Genomic DNA, 16,154 nt, shown 5'->3' with positions numbered 1-16,154 from the left:
GCCGCGCGCCGGGAGGGCGAGGGGCCTCGCGACACTTTATGCAATCGAAAGGCCACCCTATGTCCATGACAGAATCCCGGGTCTGCGTGATCATCGCGGCGCGCAACGCGGCCCGGACCATTCCCGCAGCCATCGCCTCGGCGCTGCGCGAGCCGGAGGTGGCGGAAGTCGTCGTCGTCGACGACGCCTCCACCGATGACACCGCAAAGGTGGCCAGCGCTGCCGATGATGGCAGCGGCCGGCTTTCGGTCATCCGGCTCGACGCCAATCGCGGCCCGTCCTTCGCCCGCAACGCCGCCATTGCCGGGTCGAAATCGCCTTTCATCAGCATTCTCGACGCCGACGATTTCTTCCTTCAGGGACGGTTTCGCCAGCTGTTTGCCAGCGCCGACTGGGATTTCGCCGCCGACAACATCATGCTGATCCGTGACGATACGGCGACCGATGTCTCGAAGATCGTCGCCCCGTCCTTTTCGGCGGACCCGGAATTCCTCGACTTCGAGCGGTTCATCGAGGGCAACATCTCCAGACGGCGTGTCCAGCGCGGCGAACTCGGCTTTCTCAAGCCGGTGATATCAAGAGCTTTCCTCGACAGGCATGGGCTGCGTTACGACGAGAACCTGCGTCTCGGCGAAGACTATGAACTGTACGCCCGCGCCTTTGCCCTTGGCGCACGCTTCAAGGTCATCCGTTCCTGCGGCTATGGCGCGATCGTGCGCGCCGATTCGCTGAGCGGGCGCCACAAGACACAGGATCTGAAGCGCCTCGCCGATGCGGATCTGGCACTGCTCAAGATCGACAGCCTGCCGGAAGGCTCCAAGGCCCTGCTGCGCAAGCACGAGCGGCATGTGCGTGACAAATACCGGCTGCGCAATTTCCTCGATGTGAAGGCCGAGCGCGGCATGGCGTCTGCCGCCGCCTATGCGCTGGCCAGCCAGTCGAACCTCATTCCTATCGTTGTCGGCGTGGCCGCCGACAAGCTCGATGCCTTGTTTCGCCACGCCGGTCTGTCCCCGCGGCAGCAGCCGGTGCCGCCCTTGCGCTTCCTCATGGCCGCTACCAGCACGGCGGCGCAAAAGTAGGCTCCGCCAAGTCCGGGACGGCGGCCGCAAGGCTGAAAAAATTGCCTTTCTGAAACTCGGAGGTTGCCTACACGCCCCGACGATGGCACTGTATGTTGCGGTGCAGCAATTTTGGAAGGCCAACCGGATGGCTTCAATTTTCGGCTTCAGGTCCAGGGACCCAGCGCGCGACAAGCAGACCGATCTGGCGCGTTTCGACCGTCTGGCAAAGCTGTTGGATCAGATCACGGCCGAGATTGCGGCCGAGAAGACCGGGTTGGAGGCCCGCTACCGGTCGAAGTCCACCAACGCGGCCTTCCTGGTCGAGTCGATGGAGAACGGCTCGGCGTCGGCACGCAAGCTGTCGGAAGTCGGCGAGCTGACGAAGTCCATCCTGAACTGCGAACAGCGCATCGCCGAGCTGGTGCGCCAGACGAGCCGGATGAAGGAACTGCGTCATTCACTCGACGCGATCGTCGGCGAGGATGGCCAGGGTTCTGATTCGCACGGGGAATATGTCAAACCCGCAGGTCGCTTCGGCTGAACACGGTCACACGAGACACAGAAGAGAAAGTTCGGGGACGGAGGATCGGGATCGGCCCGTTAGCAATGTGGGCCAATCGGTGACTTTGGGTTGGGGCGGAACAGCACAAAGGTGAATTGATATGAACGCAGATCCGAAGACGACGCCCATGGCGGCAATCGATGCCATGATTTCCGCGCGGCCAAATCGGCCAATGCGTCTTGTAAACCCAACGCGTCTTCTATCCGTTGGTGCGCTTCTGTTGGCGGCAGCCGCAGCTCTGCTCGGCGCCGCCCACCCCTCCCGCGCCCAGGACGCCTCCCCGGAGATGCAAAGCGCACCGTCCTTCGTCGACGATTTCAAGAGTTTCGATCGTTCGCGCTGGTATGTCTCCGACGGTTGGTCGAACGGCAATCACCAGAACTGCACCTGGTCGAAAAGCCTGGTAAAATTTTCCGACAACATGCTGACGCTCGGCTTCGAAAAGCGCAAACTGAAGGACCGCGAGTTCGCCTGCGCCGAGATCCAGACCAAGCAGCGCTTCGGCTATGGGACCTATGAAGCACGGATGAAGACCGACACCGGATCCGGTCTCAACGCCGCTTTCTTCACCTATATCGGCCCTGCCGACAAACAGCCCTGGTATGAGATCGACTTCGAGGTGCTGACCAAGGATACATCCAAGGTGCAGGTCAACAGCTACATCGCCGGCAAACCCAAAAACGAGAAGCTGGCCGAGGTCGAAGGCGGCGCCGACAAGGGCTTCAACGACTATGCCTTCATCTGGGAAAAGGACCGGCTGCGCTGGTACGTCAACGGCAAGCTGGTCCAGGAAGTGACCAATCCCGAGCAATTGCCGACCCACTCGCAGAAGATATTCTTCAGCCTCTGGGGCAGCGACACGCTGAAAAACTGGATGGGCGCCTTTTCGGACCCCGGCCGCCAGGTGACGATGCAGGTGCAGCGCGTGGCCTTCACCGCGCTCGGCCAGCCGTGCCAGTTTCCGGAATCGCTGGCATGCAGTGTAAGCAGCATAAAGTAATCTGAACCGGCCCGGCCATATAAGGCCAAAGGGCGTGAACAGGAATTAACCCGAATGAATTTGACGGTCTTTGGAATTGGCTATGTCGGTCTCGTGCAGGCTGCGGTGCTGGCTGAGGTCGGGCACCAGGTGGTGTGCGTCGATGTCGATGAAAAGAAGGTCGAGCGGCTCAACCAGGGCCTGGTGCCGATTTTCGAACCGGGACTGGAGGCCCTGGTCAAGGAGAACCACGCAGCCGGCCGGATCAAGTTCACCACCGATGCCGCCGCCGGCGTCAAGCATGGCGAGATCCAGATGATTGCGGTCGGCACGCCACCCGGCGAGGACGGTTCGGCCGACCTCAAATATGTGCTGGCGGTGGCCGAGACCATCGGCCGCGAGATGGACAGTCCCAAGATCGTCGTCGGCAAGTCGACCGTGCCGGTCGGCACCTGCGAAAAGGTGAAGGCCAAAATCGCCGAGACGCTGAAGGCGCGCGGGCGCCAGGACCTGGCTTTCGACGTCGCTTCCAATCCTGAGTTCCTCAAGGAAGGTTCCGCCGTCGCCGACTGCATGAAGCCCGACCGCATCATCGTCGGCACCAACAGCGAGGACACCGAGGCGGTGATGCGCGAGCTCTACGCGCCGTTCAACCGCAACCACGAGAAGATGATCGTGATGGACGTGCGCAGCGCCGAATTCACGAAATACGCCGCCAACTGCATGCTGGCGACCAAGATCTCCTTCATGAACGAGATGGCCAATCTGGCCGAGCAACTCGGCGCCGACATCGAGGAGGTGCGCAAGGGCATCGGCTCGGATCCGCGCATCGGCTATCACTTCATCTATCCCGGCCTCGGCTATGGCGGTTCGTGCTTTCCCAAGGATGTCCGCGCGCTGATCAAGACAGCCGAAGGCGTCAAGTTCGACGCCAAGCTGCTGCGCGCCGTGGAGGAGCGCAACAATGCGCAGAAGTCGGTGCTGTTCGACAAGGTGCACCGTTATTTCAAGGGCAGTCTCAAGGGCAAGACCTTCGCGCTCTGGGGCCTCGCCTTCAAGCCCAACACCGACGACATGCGCGAGGCGCCGGCGCGCGTCCTGATGGAGGCGCTGTGGCAGGCCGGCGCCAATGTGCAGGCCTACGATCCCGAGGCGATGCAGGAATGCCAGGCCATCTACGGCCTGCGCGACGATCTGCTTTTGTGCGGCACCAAGGAGGCGGCGTTGCGCGGCGCCGACGCTTTGCTGATCGCCACCGAGTGGAAGAGTTTCCGCGCCCCGTCCTTCGACGCGGTGAAGGATGCCCTGACCACGCCGGTCATCTTCGATGGCCGCAACCTCTATGATCCCAAGGTCATCGCCCGTCACGGCATCGAGTATTTCTCGATCGGCAGGATGGCGGCGTGAAGGCAGGGCGGCACAACGCGGAGCCAGGTTCATGAAAGTTCTGTTTGCAGGCGGCACCGGCTACACGCCGCAATTCAGCGGAGGCGTCCAGTCGAGCACCCACCACTTGGTCGAGCAATTGCGCGAAAACGGTCACGAGGCATCCGTTCTGGCAGCGCTGTTCGGCGACGGCATGTTCGGCTTCCGGGCGCGCGCCAAGATGAAGCTCCTTCGTCAGCGCGCGGTCATCGACAATTTCCCGGGCTATCCGGTTGTACGGGCGTGGTTCCCCTGGGAAGCGGCCGACTTCGCCGTCAAAAAGTTGAGGCCGGATGTCGCGGTCGTGCAGTGCCACAATTCGGTGCCGATCGGCAGAGAGTTGCAGAGGCTTGGCGTGCCGCTGACCGTCTATCTGAGGAATGTCGAATTCGACGAATTGGCCGGCGATCTGCGTGAGCTCCATTCGGCGGTCTATATCGCCAACTCCGAGTTCACCGCGCGCGCCTATAAGGCAAAATTCGATATCGATTCGACGGTTATTCCGCCGACCATCAATCCCGCGTTCTACAGCACACCGACGACCGGTGAATTTGTCACGCTAATCAATCCATATGAGGAAAAAGGCTTCGATCTTGCGGTGCGCATTGCCGCCGCCTGTCCCGAGATCCCGTTCCTGTTCGTCGAAAGCTGGAAGCTCGACGACGATCATCGAGCCCGGATCGAAGCAACAATCTCTCCCCTCCAGAACGTCAAGCTGGAAAGCCGCACCAGCGACATGAAGACGGTCTACGGCCGCACGAAAATCCTGCTTGCGCCCAGCAAATGGGAAGAAGCCTGGGGCCGGGTGGCCTCGGAAGCGCATTGTAGTGGCATTCCCGTGGTCGGCTCGCGGCGCGGCGGTCTGCCGGAAGCGATCGGCGCCGGCGGCGTGGTACTGGACTACGACGCCCCGCTCGCCGACTGGGTCGCAACGATCAGGCGGCTGTGGAGCGATGAGGCCGAGTACAAGCGGCTGTCAGCGACAGCACGTCAGTTTTCGGAGCGGCGGCAAATGAACCCCGACAGCCAGTTCGCAACGTTCATGGGCGTTCTCGACCGCGCAAGACGTGTCGGTTTGGAGCGCGCAGCCTAAACGCGTCGTGTTGCAGTTCAGCTGAGACGCTGCACGACCGTGGTCGCGCAAAGTTCCCGTTAGCCAGTCCAGGCGTCGTGCGCCCGTCCGGATCACTTTTAATTGCTGCAGTGCAATATTTTGTGGCACTGCAGCAATCAACGTGTATTCTGCCTTTCTACATTAGGGCTTGTGCGATATGGACCGCTTGGTCCGAGCAAGCCCCAACCTTATGGGCGGGTCATGCGCGTGGGCTTTGTCGTCGGCGAATTCCCTCTGCTTTCGGAAACCTTCGTCGTGGACCAGATGGCTGGGCTGCTGGCGCGGGGCTTTCAGGTCGAAGTGGTCTGCGAAAAGATGCAAGGTGACCACCGAATTGACCGGCAAAGCGAGCCGATGGCGACGCTGCTCGCCAGAACCCGACATTGGTGGCCATGGGCCGCTGTAATCAGCAAATTTGTACAGCGTCTGCCGCCGCGTCTGCGATACAAGGCCTCGACCGTTCTCGACATCGCCTTTGCACGCCGCCTGAACCGCTGCGACGTGATTGTCGCCCACTTCGGACAGAACGGCGAGAGAGCAGCCGCACTGAAGAAATGGAAGGTGCTCAAACCACCGATCATAACCATCTTTCACGGCGCGGACGTGGCGATCCCGGCGCGGCAGGCAGTGCTCGCGACACAATATGCCGGGCTGACCAAGCATGGGACCCTGAACCTGCCCGTCAACGATTACTTCCGCACGATGCTGCTGGAAGCCGGCCTGTCCCAGGCGAGCACGACGGTCCACCATATGGGAATTGACACCCGCGAAATCGGCTATCGCTGGGAATCGTGGGAAGGCACCCAACTGGTCGTGACGACGGTTTGCCGCCTGGTCGAAAAGAAAGGCGTCGAGTTCGCCTTGCGAGCCCTGGCCTCCCTCAAGGCCTCCCAGCCGCAGCTAGACTGGCGTTACGACATTGTTGGCGACGGTCCTCTGCGGATGAATCTGGAGAAGCTGGCCGTAGAGCTGGGCTTGGCTGGTCGCGTAACATTCCTCGGCAGCCTCCCTCACGCAGAGGTGAAAAGACGGCTTCGCATGGCGCATCTCTTTTTGCTGCCAAGTATCACTGCCAGCGACGGGGATATGGAAGGCATTCCGGTCGCGCTCATGGAGGCCATGGCCGCCGGATTGATTGCGGTCAGCACGTATCATTCGGGAATCCCGGAGCTCATCAAGGATGGGGAGACGGGGTTGCTTGCGCCCGAGCGAGATATTTCAGCGCTTGCCAGCAAGCTTGCCTGGGCCGGGGAGCACCCGACCGAATGCGAGCGTATCGCGCTTGCCGCACGCCGCAAAGTCGAGGACGACTTCAACGCAGATGTTCTGAATGAACGTTTTGCGCAGATCGTTACCCAACTGGCCACATCGAGCCCTGCGCATGAACCTGCCGGTCATGTCGGGGTTTCCGAGGGCCTGGCGGATCCTTCATCTGCCGGCTGACACTGCTGCTCTGCGTTTGATCGGCAGACACGCCAAGCCGAGGGAAATCTTGCTACAGTGCACCAAAAATGTTGCAGTGCAGCAAGACCTATACTAACGTCCCTGCGGGTGGGCCAACAGCGGTAGAGTTCCATGCTGCATGTCTTGTGCCTCCGGCACCCTGTTTTCGGCCCGGCTTTTGTCAAGGGCACACCGGCTCTCCGCACGAGCGCATCCTGCCGATGAAGATTTGCTTCGTAGTCGACAAGTTCCCCTCATTGTCCGAAACCTTTGTTCTCGACCAGATAGCCGGATGCCTTGAGCGCGGCATGGAAGTCGGCGTCGTCTGCAACGAGACGTCCTTCGGCAGGGACAGCAACATCGATGATCCGCGCTGGCAGGCGCTGCCAGGAAAGGTCATATGCTGGTGGGGTGGCCTGGGTCGCTATCGCCCGCTGCTCAGGAAGTGGTCCGGCAGGTTCTGGGACAAGCTCTCGACCGCCATCGACATTGCTCATGCCCGAAAACTGCAGGGCGCCGACGTCATCGTTGCCCATTTCGGCAACAACGGCATGCGCGTGGCCCGCGCCATCAAGCGCGGGAGGATTTCCGCTCCCCTGGTGACGATATTTCACGGCCGTGATGTCGGCGAACCGCTGCATGACAATACGCTCGCGCGCTACAAGATTGTGTTCGAAAAGGGCGTTCTTCAACTGCCGGTGAATGCGTTTTTCCGCGATGCCTTGATTGAGGTCGGTGCATCGCCGGAGCAGGTTGTGGTTCACCATATGGGGGTGCGGCCGAGTGACATCGACTATCGGTGGCGTTCATGGGAGCAGGCTACGCTCTCTTTCATCTCGGTCTGCCGCCTGACTGAAAAGAAGGGCATCGAATATGCGCTTCGCGCGCTTGCTGGCCTGCCGCGGCGAGACTGGATCTACTCGGTGATCGGCGGCGGAGAACTTCTCGAGCAGCTGAAGGGGATCGCCGCAGAGCTCGGCATTGCCGACAGGGTGAATTTTCTTGGGCCCCGGCCGCACAGCGAAGTCAAACAGCGTCTGCGCGATGCGCATGTATTCCTGCTGCCCAGCGTCGGCGCCCGCGGTGGCGATCTGGAAGGCATTCCGGTTTCGCTGATGGAAGCGATGGCCGCCGGCCTGACGGTGGTCAGCACATATCATTCCGGGATCCCTGAACTGATCGACGATCACAAGACGGGTTTTCTCGTGGCTGAGCGGGACGTTGCGGCGCTGACCGGCAAGCTTGCCTGGATCGCCGAGAATCCGAAGCCGTGTGAAGGGATCGCTCTCGCAGCCCGCAAGAAGATCGAGGCGGAGTTCAACTCCGATCTGCTGAACCAACATTTCGTGGAAATCGCCATGCGGCTTGGCGAAACGAGGTCGCTTGCATGAACGCCAATCCGCCCCCCCAGTTCGGTCGTGTCGCCCTGCGCGGCGGGCTGGTAACCATCGGCGCCCAGGGCTTCAAGATGGCGATCCAGTTTCTCTCCGTCATCGTGCTGGCCCGTCTGCTCGTCCCCGAGGATTTCGGTCTGGTGGCTTCCGTCGGGCCGATCGTCGCCTTCGTCGGGCTGCTTCAGAATCTGGGCCTGCAGCAGGCTGTGGTTCAGCGCAAGGACATCAGCAACCAGCAGCTCAACCAGGTGTTCTGGATCAGCGCGCTCGTCGGGCTGGGTAGTGCCGTGGTAGTGGCCGGCCTGGCGCCTGCCATCGCCGCGTTCTATGGCGATCAACGTATGTCCGGCATCACCCTTGGCTCCGCCCTGCCGCTGCTTCTCGGCAGTCTCGCCGCAGTGCCGCTGGCGTTGATGAACCGGCACCTGCAGTTCGGCCAGCTCGCACTGAACGACGTGATAAGCGCCGCCGCCGGACTTCTGGCCGCCGCGATCGCGGCCTATGCGGGGTTGGGCTACTGGTCGCTGGTCATCGGCCCGGCGGTTTCGGCAGCTATCGCCCTGACTGCCGCCTGGCTGGTGGCGCGTTGGACGCCTTTGCGGCCGGACCTGAAGGTCGATGCCGATATATTGTCGTTCGGCGCGAACCTGACCGGCTTCAACCTCGCCAACTTCTTCTCGCGCAATCTCGACAACATTCTCATCGGAAAATATTCCGGTGCGATCGAACTCGGCTATTACGACCGCGCCTACAAGCTCCTGTTGTTCCCGCTGCAGAACATCAACCAGCCGCTGACACGGGTCATGGTGCCGCTGCTCAGCCGCATCCACGATGACAAGGCCCGCTTTCGCGATATCTATGTGCGCACCAACTGGATGCTGGCGGCCGTTACCATGCCGGGCATCGCGGCGCTGACGCTGACCTCCAATCAGATCGTCGGACTTCTCTTCGGCGCGGGCTGGGCACCGGTCGCACCGATCTTTGCCTGGCTGGGCATCGCCAGCCTGGTCCAGTCCGTTTCAAGCACGACGGGATGGATATTCATCTGTCAGGGCAAGACGAAGACCATGTTCCATTGGGGCATCTATTCGTCGCTGACGACCGTCGCTGCCTTCGTCGTCGGCCTGCACTGGGGCGCCGTCGGCGTTGCCGCGGCCTATGCCATCAGCGGTTACGTGCTGCGCGTTCCCGTGCTGGCGCTACTGGTCCATCGCGTCGGTCCGGTGACCGCCGCCGACTTCCTGCTCATGCAGGGGCTTTTCATCGCCTCGTCCCTGCTTGCCTGGTTCCTGTACCTGTGGTTGCCGGCGTCTCTAACGGGCCAGTCAGACCTGCTCGCGGTCTTTTTGGCGCTTGCCCTCAACTACGGCATCGGTCTCGTTTTCATGCTTGCCGTCCCGCAGTCGCGACGCGCTTTGTTCACCACCCTGTCCAACGCCGCGCGCAATATCCGCTGAGCGGCCGGCGATCAGCGGCGCCAGCAGGTTTGTGGCCGACATTGCCGAAGCATGTTCTTCGAGCACGGCCTGAAGGCTTGTCTTGCGATAGCGGTCGAGATTTCCCGCAAACCGGCCGAGCTTTTCGCGCGCCTCTTCGGGCGTCACGGTGTCGATGTCGAGCAGCACATCGTCGACACCGATTCGCTTGGCCACTTCCTTGGTTTTGAACTCGTAGGCGATCGGCAGCACCGGCGTGCCGACGCAAAGCGACATGATCATCATATGCATGCGCGTCGCGACGACGAAGTCGAAGCCCTTCACCAGCCCCATCAACTGGTCCGGCGTGTGGAACGAAGCGTCCACTGTCACGTGGCTGGCGAACTCAGGATCGAGCTCGGCAACGATGGCCTGTGCGGTCTTGGAATCGTCATGGGCATATTCCGGCACGCCCTGACACGTGGAGACGAAGGTCACCTCCTTGCCAAGGTCCCTGACAAGAATTGTGGCGATCTCGCGGATCGAATCCAGATAGCGGCGCATGCCGCCCTCACCGTCGCTGACGTAGTTCCAGTGGCGGACCGAAATAGCGACGCGGCCCGTCGACGCCGGCGGCTGGCTGGAAGCGAGACGCTTGCCGATCCTGTCGGTATCGGCCAAGGCGAATACGGCATCGGCCACCACGTGGCACTTGCCGAGATCCTTCACCAAGTCCCGGATATGGGTCCGCGACCGTTCGTCGCGCAACAGGATGAGCGGACTGCGGTCAAAGATCGGGCCGAGCTCCTGGCGGTTGTAACTTTTGTCGAACGGACCGAGGGATTGCGTGAAGAAGACCGGATCTTTGCCAAATACGGCATCGAGCCTGAACTGATTGAGTCGTCGTTCGAGATTGTAGTTCTCGACGAGATAGGTTCCCCCTGTGGTGACCACCATGTCCGCGTCGGCGTAGATATCGAGACCGCGCCGGTCGCGATGGCTGAAAAAATTGCCTAGCGCGCTGCTGCCAAACCAGCGCAGGGCCTGGAGAACGAGCCGATTGTAGATCGGCTTGAACCGGTCCCTCAGCCCGCTGCCATTCTTGTATCGGAACAGGGATTCCGACAGCAGCTTATGAAATTCGAGGTCGGGATAATCCGTCTTCGGATAGAGTCGTTCCGCAACCTCGGGCTGGCTGTCGAAGACGGCAAACCGCACGTCGCCTTGCACGATCGTCTTGAGAATGTGGCGGATCGCCAGCAGAATCGCCGCATCCCCGGTATTCAGGCAGACTGTGTTTTCAACGACGATCTTCATGGGATACCTCATTTCGTCAGCAGATTCCGCGGCGTGGCCTGCGGTGCCTAGGACGGGCATGGTGACCGAAAATACCCACGCCAGGACGATCCCGATGCGGCTCGCGTCACAATCCATCGCTGCATCGGGCTGGGTGACCAGCCAGAGCGGCGCTCAAGCCCGACGGAGGGTAACGCATCAATTTTGCAGTGCAACAAAAAACGTGCACTTATGCTACGGCGCACCAAAAATGTTGCGATGCAGCAAAAGCTGGGTTAGCATTCCCCTGGGTGGGCCAACAGCGGTCGAGTTTTCATGCTGCATGTCTTGTACCTTGTGCACGATGTTTCCGACCCGGCGGTGCGCCGGCGGATCATAATGCTCAAGGCAGGCGGCGCGCGGGTCACGTTGGCCGGCTTCCGTCGGACCACAAATGCTGTTCCCGACGTCGAGGGGCTGCAGCCGGTCGACCTCGGCGCGACGCGTGACGGCCGATTCGGCCAGCGTCTGGCGGCGGTCGCCAAGGCGGCGCTGTCGATAGGCTCGAAGCTTGCGGCGATGCCGAAGCCCGACCTCATCATCGCGCGCAATCTGGAAATGCTGGCGCTGGCCAGGCGCGCCAAGGCCGCCTTTCGCGGCGGCGTGCCGATCGTCTACGAATGCCTCGACATCCATCGCCTGGTGCTGCGCAATGACATGCTGGGCAAAGCACTGCGCACAGCGGAGCGTTATCTCGCCCGCGACGTGAAGCTTCTGGTGACGAGCTCACCGGCCTTCATCGCCAATTATTTCAAGCCGTTCGGGCAGGTCGCCGCACCGGTGGAACTGGTCGAAAACAAATACTTCGAAACCGCGCCGATCGCCTTGGATGACAGGTCAAAGGCCGAAAACCCTGCAGCACCCCCGTGGCGCATCGGCTGGTTCGGCGCGCTGCGCTGCCGCCGCTCGCTGGAGCTGCTGGCCGACTTCACGCGCCGTCAGGGCGGGCGCTTCGAGGTCGTCCTCCGGGGCCGTCCGGCACTCTCGGAATTCCCGGATTTCCATGCTTTTGTCGAGGCCGAACCCTATCTCTCCTTTCGTGGCCCCTACCGCAACCCGGAAGACATGGCCGCGATCTACGGCGAAGTGCATTTTTCCTGGGCGATCGATTTCTTCGAGGAAGGGCAGAATTCGGAATGGTTGCTGCCCAACCGCCTCTATGAGGGCTGCCGCTTCGGCGCCGTACCGATCTCGATGGGCACTACCGAGACGGGGCGCTTTCTCAACCAGCAGGACATTGGCATCCTGCTTTCTGCTGCCACGCCCGAAATCCTGGAAACCGCGCTCGGCCGCATGGACCAGGAGCACTTCGGCAAGGCCAAGGCGCGTGTGCTGGCCCGCAACCCACGAACCTGGAGCTACGACCGCAGCGACTGCCGCGCCTTTGTCGACAGGCTGCGCGGCCTTGCGGTTGCCCCTGGTTCGTTCGCCACCGAGGCACTGGCCTGAAGGATGACCAATGACAAAAGTGCAGTTCATGGAAAGGCGCCGATGACGCAAACCGAAGCGCTGCCGCCAAGCCTGATCGTCATTCCGTGCCTGAATGAGGCAGCCCATATCGGCGCGTTGCTCGAGCAGCTCAGGCCGGCAGCGCTAAGGCTCGGCGCCCGCATCGTCGTTGCCGATGGCGGCAGCACCGATGGTACTTTGGCCATTGTCGAAGCGGTTGCGGCCAAGGACCCTCAGGTCGTCCTCCTGCACAACCCAAAACGTATCCAGAGCGCGGCGATCAATCTCGCCGTCGCCAGCCTCGGTGACGGCGCCGAATACCTGATCCGCATCGATGCCCATGGCGGCTATCCCGCCGATTATTGCGACCGGCTGGTCGAGGAGGCGCTCGCCACTTCAGCCGATTCGGTCGTCGTCTCGATGCTGACCAGCGGCAGCGGCGCGGTGCAGAAAGCGGTCGCGGCGGCGCAGAATTCCAAGCTCGGCACCGGCGGCTCCAAGCATCGGCACTTCTCGGCCGGCGAATGGGTGGACCATGGCCATCACGCGCTGATCCGGATCTCGGCCTTCACCGCGGTCGGCGGCTATGACGAGACCTTCAGCCACAATGAGGATGCCGAACTCGACTACCGCCTGCGCCGGGCAGGCTACCGCATCTGGATGAGCGGCAAGACGCAGATGGTCTACTATCCGCGTTCGTCGCTGAAGGGCCTGTATTTCCAATATCTCGGCTATGGCCGCGGCCGCGCCAAGAATGTGCTCAAGCACCGCATGATCCCGAAAGTTCGGCAGATGATCCCGCTGCTGGTGGCGCCGGTCGTCCTTCTCGCGGTATTTTCCTTTATCCACTGGCTGGCGGCGGTGCCGCTGCTGGTCTGGGCTTCGGTCTGTCTGGGCTACGGCGCTGTGACCGCCATCAGCCAGCGCAATCCCAACAATGTGCTGGCGGGCATTTCGGCGATGGTCATGCATTTCGGCTGGTCGCTCGGGTTTTGGCTGCAACTGCTCGGCTCGCGATCGCAGCGCGGGGTGGCATGATGGTCGCCGACAGCCGCCGAATCGACATCTGCGTCTGCACGTTCCGGCGGCCGGAACTGGCCGACACGCTGCGGTCGCTCGCTGCCATGGATATGCCTGCCGGTTTCGGCATCGGCGTCATCGTCGCCGACAATGACGACGAGCCGACCGCCGAGCCGCTGGTGACCGCGCTGGCGAGCGAATTGAAGCTCGTGGCCCGCTACCGGCACGCCCCGGCGCGCAACATCTCGGTTGCCCGCAACGCCTGTCTTGATGCCAGCACGGCCGATTTTGTCGCCTTCATCGACGACGATGAAACCGCTTCCCGGCAATGGCTGGCCGAACTGATTGCTATCGCGGAGACAAGCGGCGCCGAGGCCGTGCTCGGTCCGGTGCGGGCGCTCTACCGCCCGGATGCGCCGGACTGGATGCGCAAGGGCGATTTCCATTCGACCTTGCCGGTCTGGGTGCAGGGCGAAATCCGCACCGGCTACACCTGCAACGTCCTTTTGAGGATGAGCGCCGACAGCTTGCGCGACCGTCGTTTCAGCCTGGCGCGCGGCCAGAGCGGCGGCGAGGACACCGAATTCTTCGACCGCATGGTCAAGGCAGGCGGTCGCATCGCCTTTGCGCCGGAGGCGTGGGTCGAGGAAGTCGTGCCGCGTTCGCGAGCCGCTTTCGACTGGCTGCGCCGCCGCCGCTTCCGCTTCGGCCAGACGCACGGCCACCTCATCGGCCATGACGCAGGCGTGATAGAGCGTGCGAAGGCTGTCTGCCTTGCCTCGGCCAAGGCCGCCTATTGCTTCGGCATGGCGGCGTTGACCGCGATCAGCCCGGTCCGCCGCAACCGCAGCGTGCTGCGCGGCATCATGCATGTCGGCGTCGTAAGCGGCCTGGTCGGTATCAGCGAAATTCGCCAATACGGCCTCACCTCCGCGCAGCAAGGGGGCAAGCGTGCAGCCTGACGTCTCCTTTGTCATCGCCGCCTACAATGCCGCGGCCACGCTCGGCCGGGCGATCGCAAGCGCCATGGCCCAGCGCGGTGTCAGCGTCGAAATCATCGTCGTCGACGACCAGTCGCGCGACAACACGCTCGACGTTGCAAGAGCCTATCCAAAAGATGTCGTCAAAGTGGTTGCGCTGCCGGCAAATCGTGGCCCTGGCGGCGCCAGGAATGCCGGGCTCGAACTGGCTTCAGGCCGCTGGGTCGCGGTGCTCGATTCCGACGATGCCGTCCTGCCCGGGCGGCTCGCCGCCATGATCGCGCGGGCCGAAAGCGCGGGCGCTGTAATCGCCGTCGACAACCTCCAGGTGGTGCGCGAGGACCGCATTGCCGAAGCGACGATGTTTCCCGCCAAATATCTAGAGGGCCTGCGTGAAATCACGCTCGCCGACTACATCGCTGGCAACATCGTTTTCGAATCCACGTTCAACCTTGGCTATCTCAAGCCGATCTTCCAGCGCCGTTTCCTGATCGAAAACGGGCTTCGCTATGATGAAAGTCTGAGCATAGGCGAGGATTACATCCTGCTCGCCAACGCGCTGGCCAAGAGCGGAAAATGCGTCGTCGAGCCGACGACCGGCTATATCTACCACATCCGCACGGGCTCGATCTCGCGCGTGCTCGAGCTTCACCATATCGAGGCGATGCGCAAGGCCGACGCGGTCTTCGCCGAGACCAATTCCATGGACGCTGCTGCTGCGGCCGCCTTCGCCAAACGCGCCCGCAGCCTGCGCAAGGCGGCATCGTTCCTGTCGCTGGTCCAGCACATCAAGGCGCGTTCGCCGTTGAAAGCGATACGCACCGCGCTAAGTGATCCGGCGGCTGTCAGGCACATGTCGATGCCGATCGCCGTCCGCCTCAAAAGGGTGGCGGCGCAGTTTGCCGTCGGCGCGGAGAGGTAAGGAGGGCGAGTACATCAAGACGTTTGTTCGTGGCCTGCAACAGGCTGAAATCGATCTGCTCAGAAGGAATTTGCGATGAAGAAAATCAGGAAGGCAGTCATCCCTGTGGCGGGGCTTGGAACACGGTTCCTGCCGGCAACCAAGTCGATTCCGAAGGAGATGCTGCCCGTGGTCGACCGGCCGGTCGTCCAATATGCGGTGGACGAGGCCTTCGAAGCCGGCATCGAGCACATCGTGTTCGTCACCGGCCGCAACAAGGCTGTCATCGAGGACTACTTCGACCTGCACCCCGAACTGATTGGAACGCTCGAACAAACCGGCAAGAAGACCCAGCTCGAGGCGCTCGAAAGCATGCTGCCCGTGGCCGGCGCCACCAGCTTCATCCGCCAGCAGTCGCCACATGGTCTCGGCCATGCGGTGTGGTGCGCACGCGAAGTCATCGGCGACGAGCCCTTCGCCCTGCTGCTCCCCGATATGGTGTCGTTCGGTCGCCGAGGTTGCCTGGCTGAAACAGTCGATCTCTATCACCAGACCGGCGGCAATGTGATCGCCGTCGAGCGCTGTGATCCCAGCGAGACCAGCAAATACGGCATCGTCGGGCGCGGCGCCGAGACAGGCAGCGGCTTCGAGGTGACGGCCATGGTCGAAAAGCCGGCGCCGGCCAATGCGCCGTCGAACTATTACATCAACGGCCGCTACATCCTGCAGCCCGAGATCTTCTCGCTGCTGGGCAACCAGCAGCGCGGCGCCGGCAACGAAATCCAGCTTACCGATGCCATGGTGCGGCTGGCGAAAAGCCAGTCTTTCTTTGCCCAGCCTTTCAATGGCCGCATGTTCGACTGCGGCTCCAAGGAAGGCTTCATAGAGGCGACCATCGCCTTCGCGCTGGCGCGCGACGACATGAAGGGACCTGTGCTGGAAATGCTGCAGGCGTTCGTGCGGTCGCATGAGCGTCAGGAAGTGGCCGCATAATGCCCATCTTTCGAGGGCATATGCGTTTGGACGATGGCGCGGCTCATGCCTGCACGCCTGGCCGCTCAGGCCCAGCGCCG

General features: G+C 62.1%; 13 protein-coding genes and 1 pseudogene. 13 read left to right on the top strand and 1 reads right to left on the bottom strand.

The window, feature by feature from the left end:
* The first annotated feature begins 59 nt into the window (after positions 1-59).
* The 8 genes from NKJ64_RS01170 (at position 60) to NKJ64_RS01135 (ending at position 9,438) form a co-directional block, all read left to right on the top strand.
* Positions 60-1,082, top strand: a complete 1,023-nt coding sequence (locus tag NKJ64_RS01170) for a glycosyltransferase family 2 protein (protein WP_023702337.1) — start codon at positions 60-62, stop codon at positions 1,080-1,082.
* A gap of 127 nt (positions 1,083-1,209) precedes the next feature.
* Entirely contained in the window at positions 1,210-1,605 is a 396-nt protein-coding gene (locus tag NKJ64_RS01165; RefSeq protein ID WP_023828594.1) for a cytochrome P450 family protein, read from the top strand.
* Positions 1,606-1,726: 121 nt separating this feature from the next.
* Complete coding sequence (gene exoK, locus NKJ64_RS01160) at positions 1,727-2,626, top strand: endo-1,3-1,4-beta-glycanase ExoK (protein ID WP_023828593.1); 900 nt, start codon at positions 1,727-1,729, stop codon at positions 2,624-2,626.
* Positions 2,627-2,680: 54 nt separating this feature from the next.
* Positions 2,681-4,012: a UDP-glucose dehydrogenase family protein gene (locus NKJ64_RS01155; RefSeq protein ID WP_023755600.1), complete on the top strand. Its 1,332-nt coding sequence runs from the start codon at positions 2,681-2,683 to the stop codon at positions 4,010-4,012.
* A gap of 31 nt (positions 4,013-4,043) precedes the next feature.
* On the top strand, positions 4,044-5,123 hold the full coding sequence (locus NKJ64_RS01150) for a glycosyltransferase (RefSeq protein WP_023668804.1): 1,080 nt from the start codon (positions 4,044-4,046) through the stop codon (positions 5,121-5,123).
* A 222-nt stretch (positions 5,124-5,345) separates the two neighbouring features.
* On the top strand, positions 5,346-6,587 hold the full coding sequence (locus tag NKJ64_RS01145) for a glycosyltransferase (protein ID WP_352461824.1): 1,242 nt from the start codon (positions 5,346-5,348) through the stop codon (positions 6,585-6,587).
* A 221-nt stretch (positions 6,588-6,808) separates the two neighbouring features.
* Positions 6,809-7,978: a glycosyltransferase gene (locus NKJ64_RS01140; RefSeq protein ID WP_352461823.1), complete on the top strand. Its 1,170-nt coding sequence runs from the start codon at positions 6,809-6,811 to the stop codon at positions 7,976-7,978.
* On the top strand, positions 7,975-9,438 hold the full coding sequence (locus NKJ64_RS01135; protein WP_352461822.1) for a lipopolysaccharide biosynthesis protein: 1,464 nt from the start codon (positions 7,975-7,977) through the stop codon (positions 9,436-9,438). Before NKJ64_RS01140 ends, NKJ64_RS01135 begins: the two co-directional genes overlap by 4 nt.
* Before the next feature lie 225 nt (positions 9,439-9,663).
* On the opposite strand, the pseudogene NKJ64_RS01130 reads toward NKJ64_RS01135, so the two are convergent.
* Positions 9,664-10,713: pseudogene (locus NKJ64_RS01130) on the bottom strand (polysaccharide pyruvyl transferase family protein); the annotation flags it as partial.
* 294 nt (positions 10,714-11,007) lie between these two features.
* Here NKJ64_RS01130 and NKJ64_RS01125 point away from each other — a divergent pair.
* The 5 genes from NKJ64_RS01125 (at position 11,008) to galU (ending at position 16,074) form a co-directional block, all read left to right on the top strand.
* The gene (locus tag NKJ64_RS01125; RefSeq protein WP_023689991.1) at positions 11,008-12,180 is read left to right on the top strand and encodes a glycosyltransferase; all 1,173 of its coding nucleotides are present in this window, start codon (positions 11,008-11,010) and stop codon (positions 12,178-12,180) included.
* A 42-nt stretch (positions 12,181-12,222) separates the two neighbouring features.
* Positions 12,223-13,218 carry a glycosyltransferase family 2 protein gene (locus tag NKJ64_RS01120; RefSeq protein ID WP_023711254.1) on the top strand — a complete coding sequence of 332 codons (996 nt, stop codon included), beginning with the start codon at positions 12,223-12,225 and terminating at the stop codon, positions 13,216-13,218.
* Positions 13,215-14,162, top strand: a complete 948-nt coding sequence (locus tag NKJ64_RS01115; RefSeq protein ID WP_352461820.1) for a glycosyltransferase family 2 protein — start codon at positions 13,215-13,217, stop codon at positions 14,160-14,162. The genes NKJ64_RS01120 and NKJ64_RS01115 overlap by 4 nt, the downstream gene beginning before the upstream one ends.
* Positions 14,152-15,102, top strand: coding sequence for a glycosyltransferase family 2 protein (locus NKJ64_RS01110; protein WP_352461819.1), 951 nt, complete (start codon positions 14,152-14,154; stop codon positions 15,100-15,102). Before NKJ64_RS01115 ends, NKJ64_RS01110 begins: the two co-directional genes overlap by 11 nt.
* Before the next feature lie 75 nt (positions 15,103-15,177).
* On the top strand, positions 15,178-16,074 hold the full coding sequence (gene galU / locus NKJ64_RS01105) for a UTP--glucose-1-phosphate uridylyltransferase GalU (protein ID WP_352461818.1): 897 nt from the start codon (positions 15,178-15,180) through the stop codon (positions 16,072-16,074).
* Positions 16,075-16,154 lie beyond the last annotated feature (80 nt).

This window comes from Mesorhizobium sp. M0062 (genome assembly GCF_040323125.1).
In the GTDB taxonomy this organism is placed as follows: domain Bacteria; phylum Pseudomonadota; class Alphaproteobacteria; order Rhizobiales; family Rhizobiaceae; genus Mesorhizobium.
This window is presented reverse-complemented; position numbering and strand designations above follow the sequence as displayed.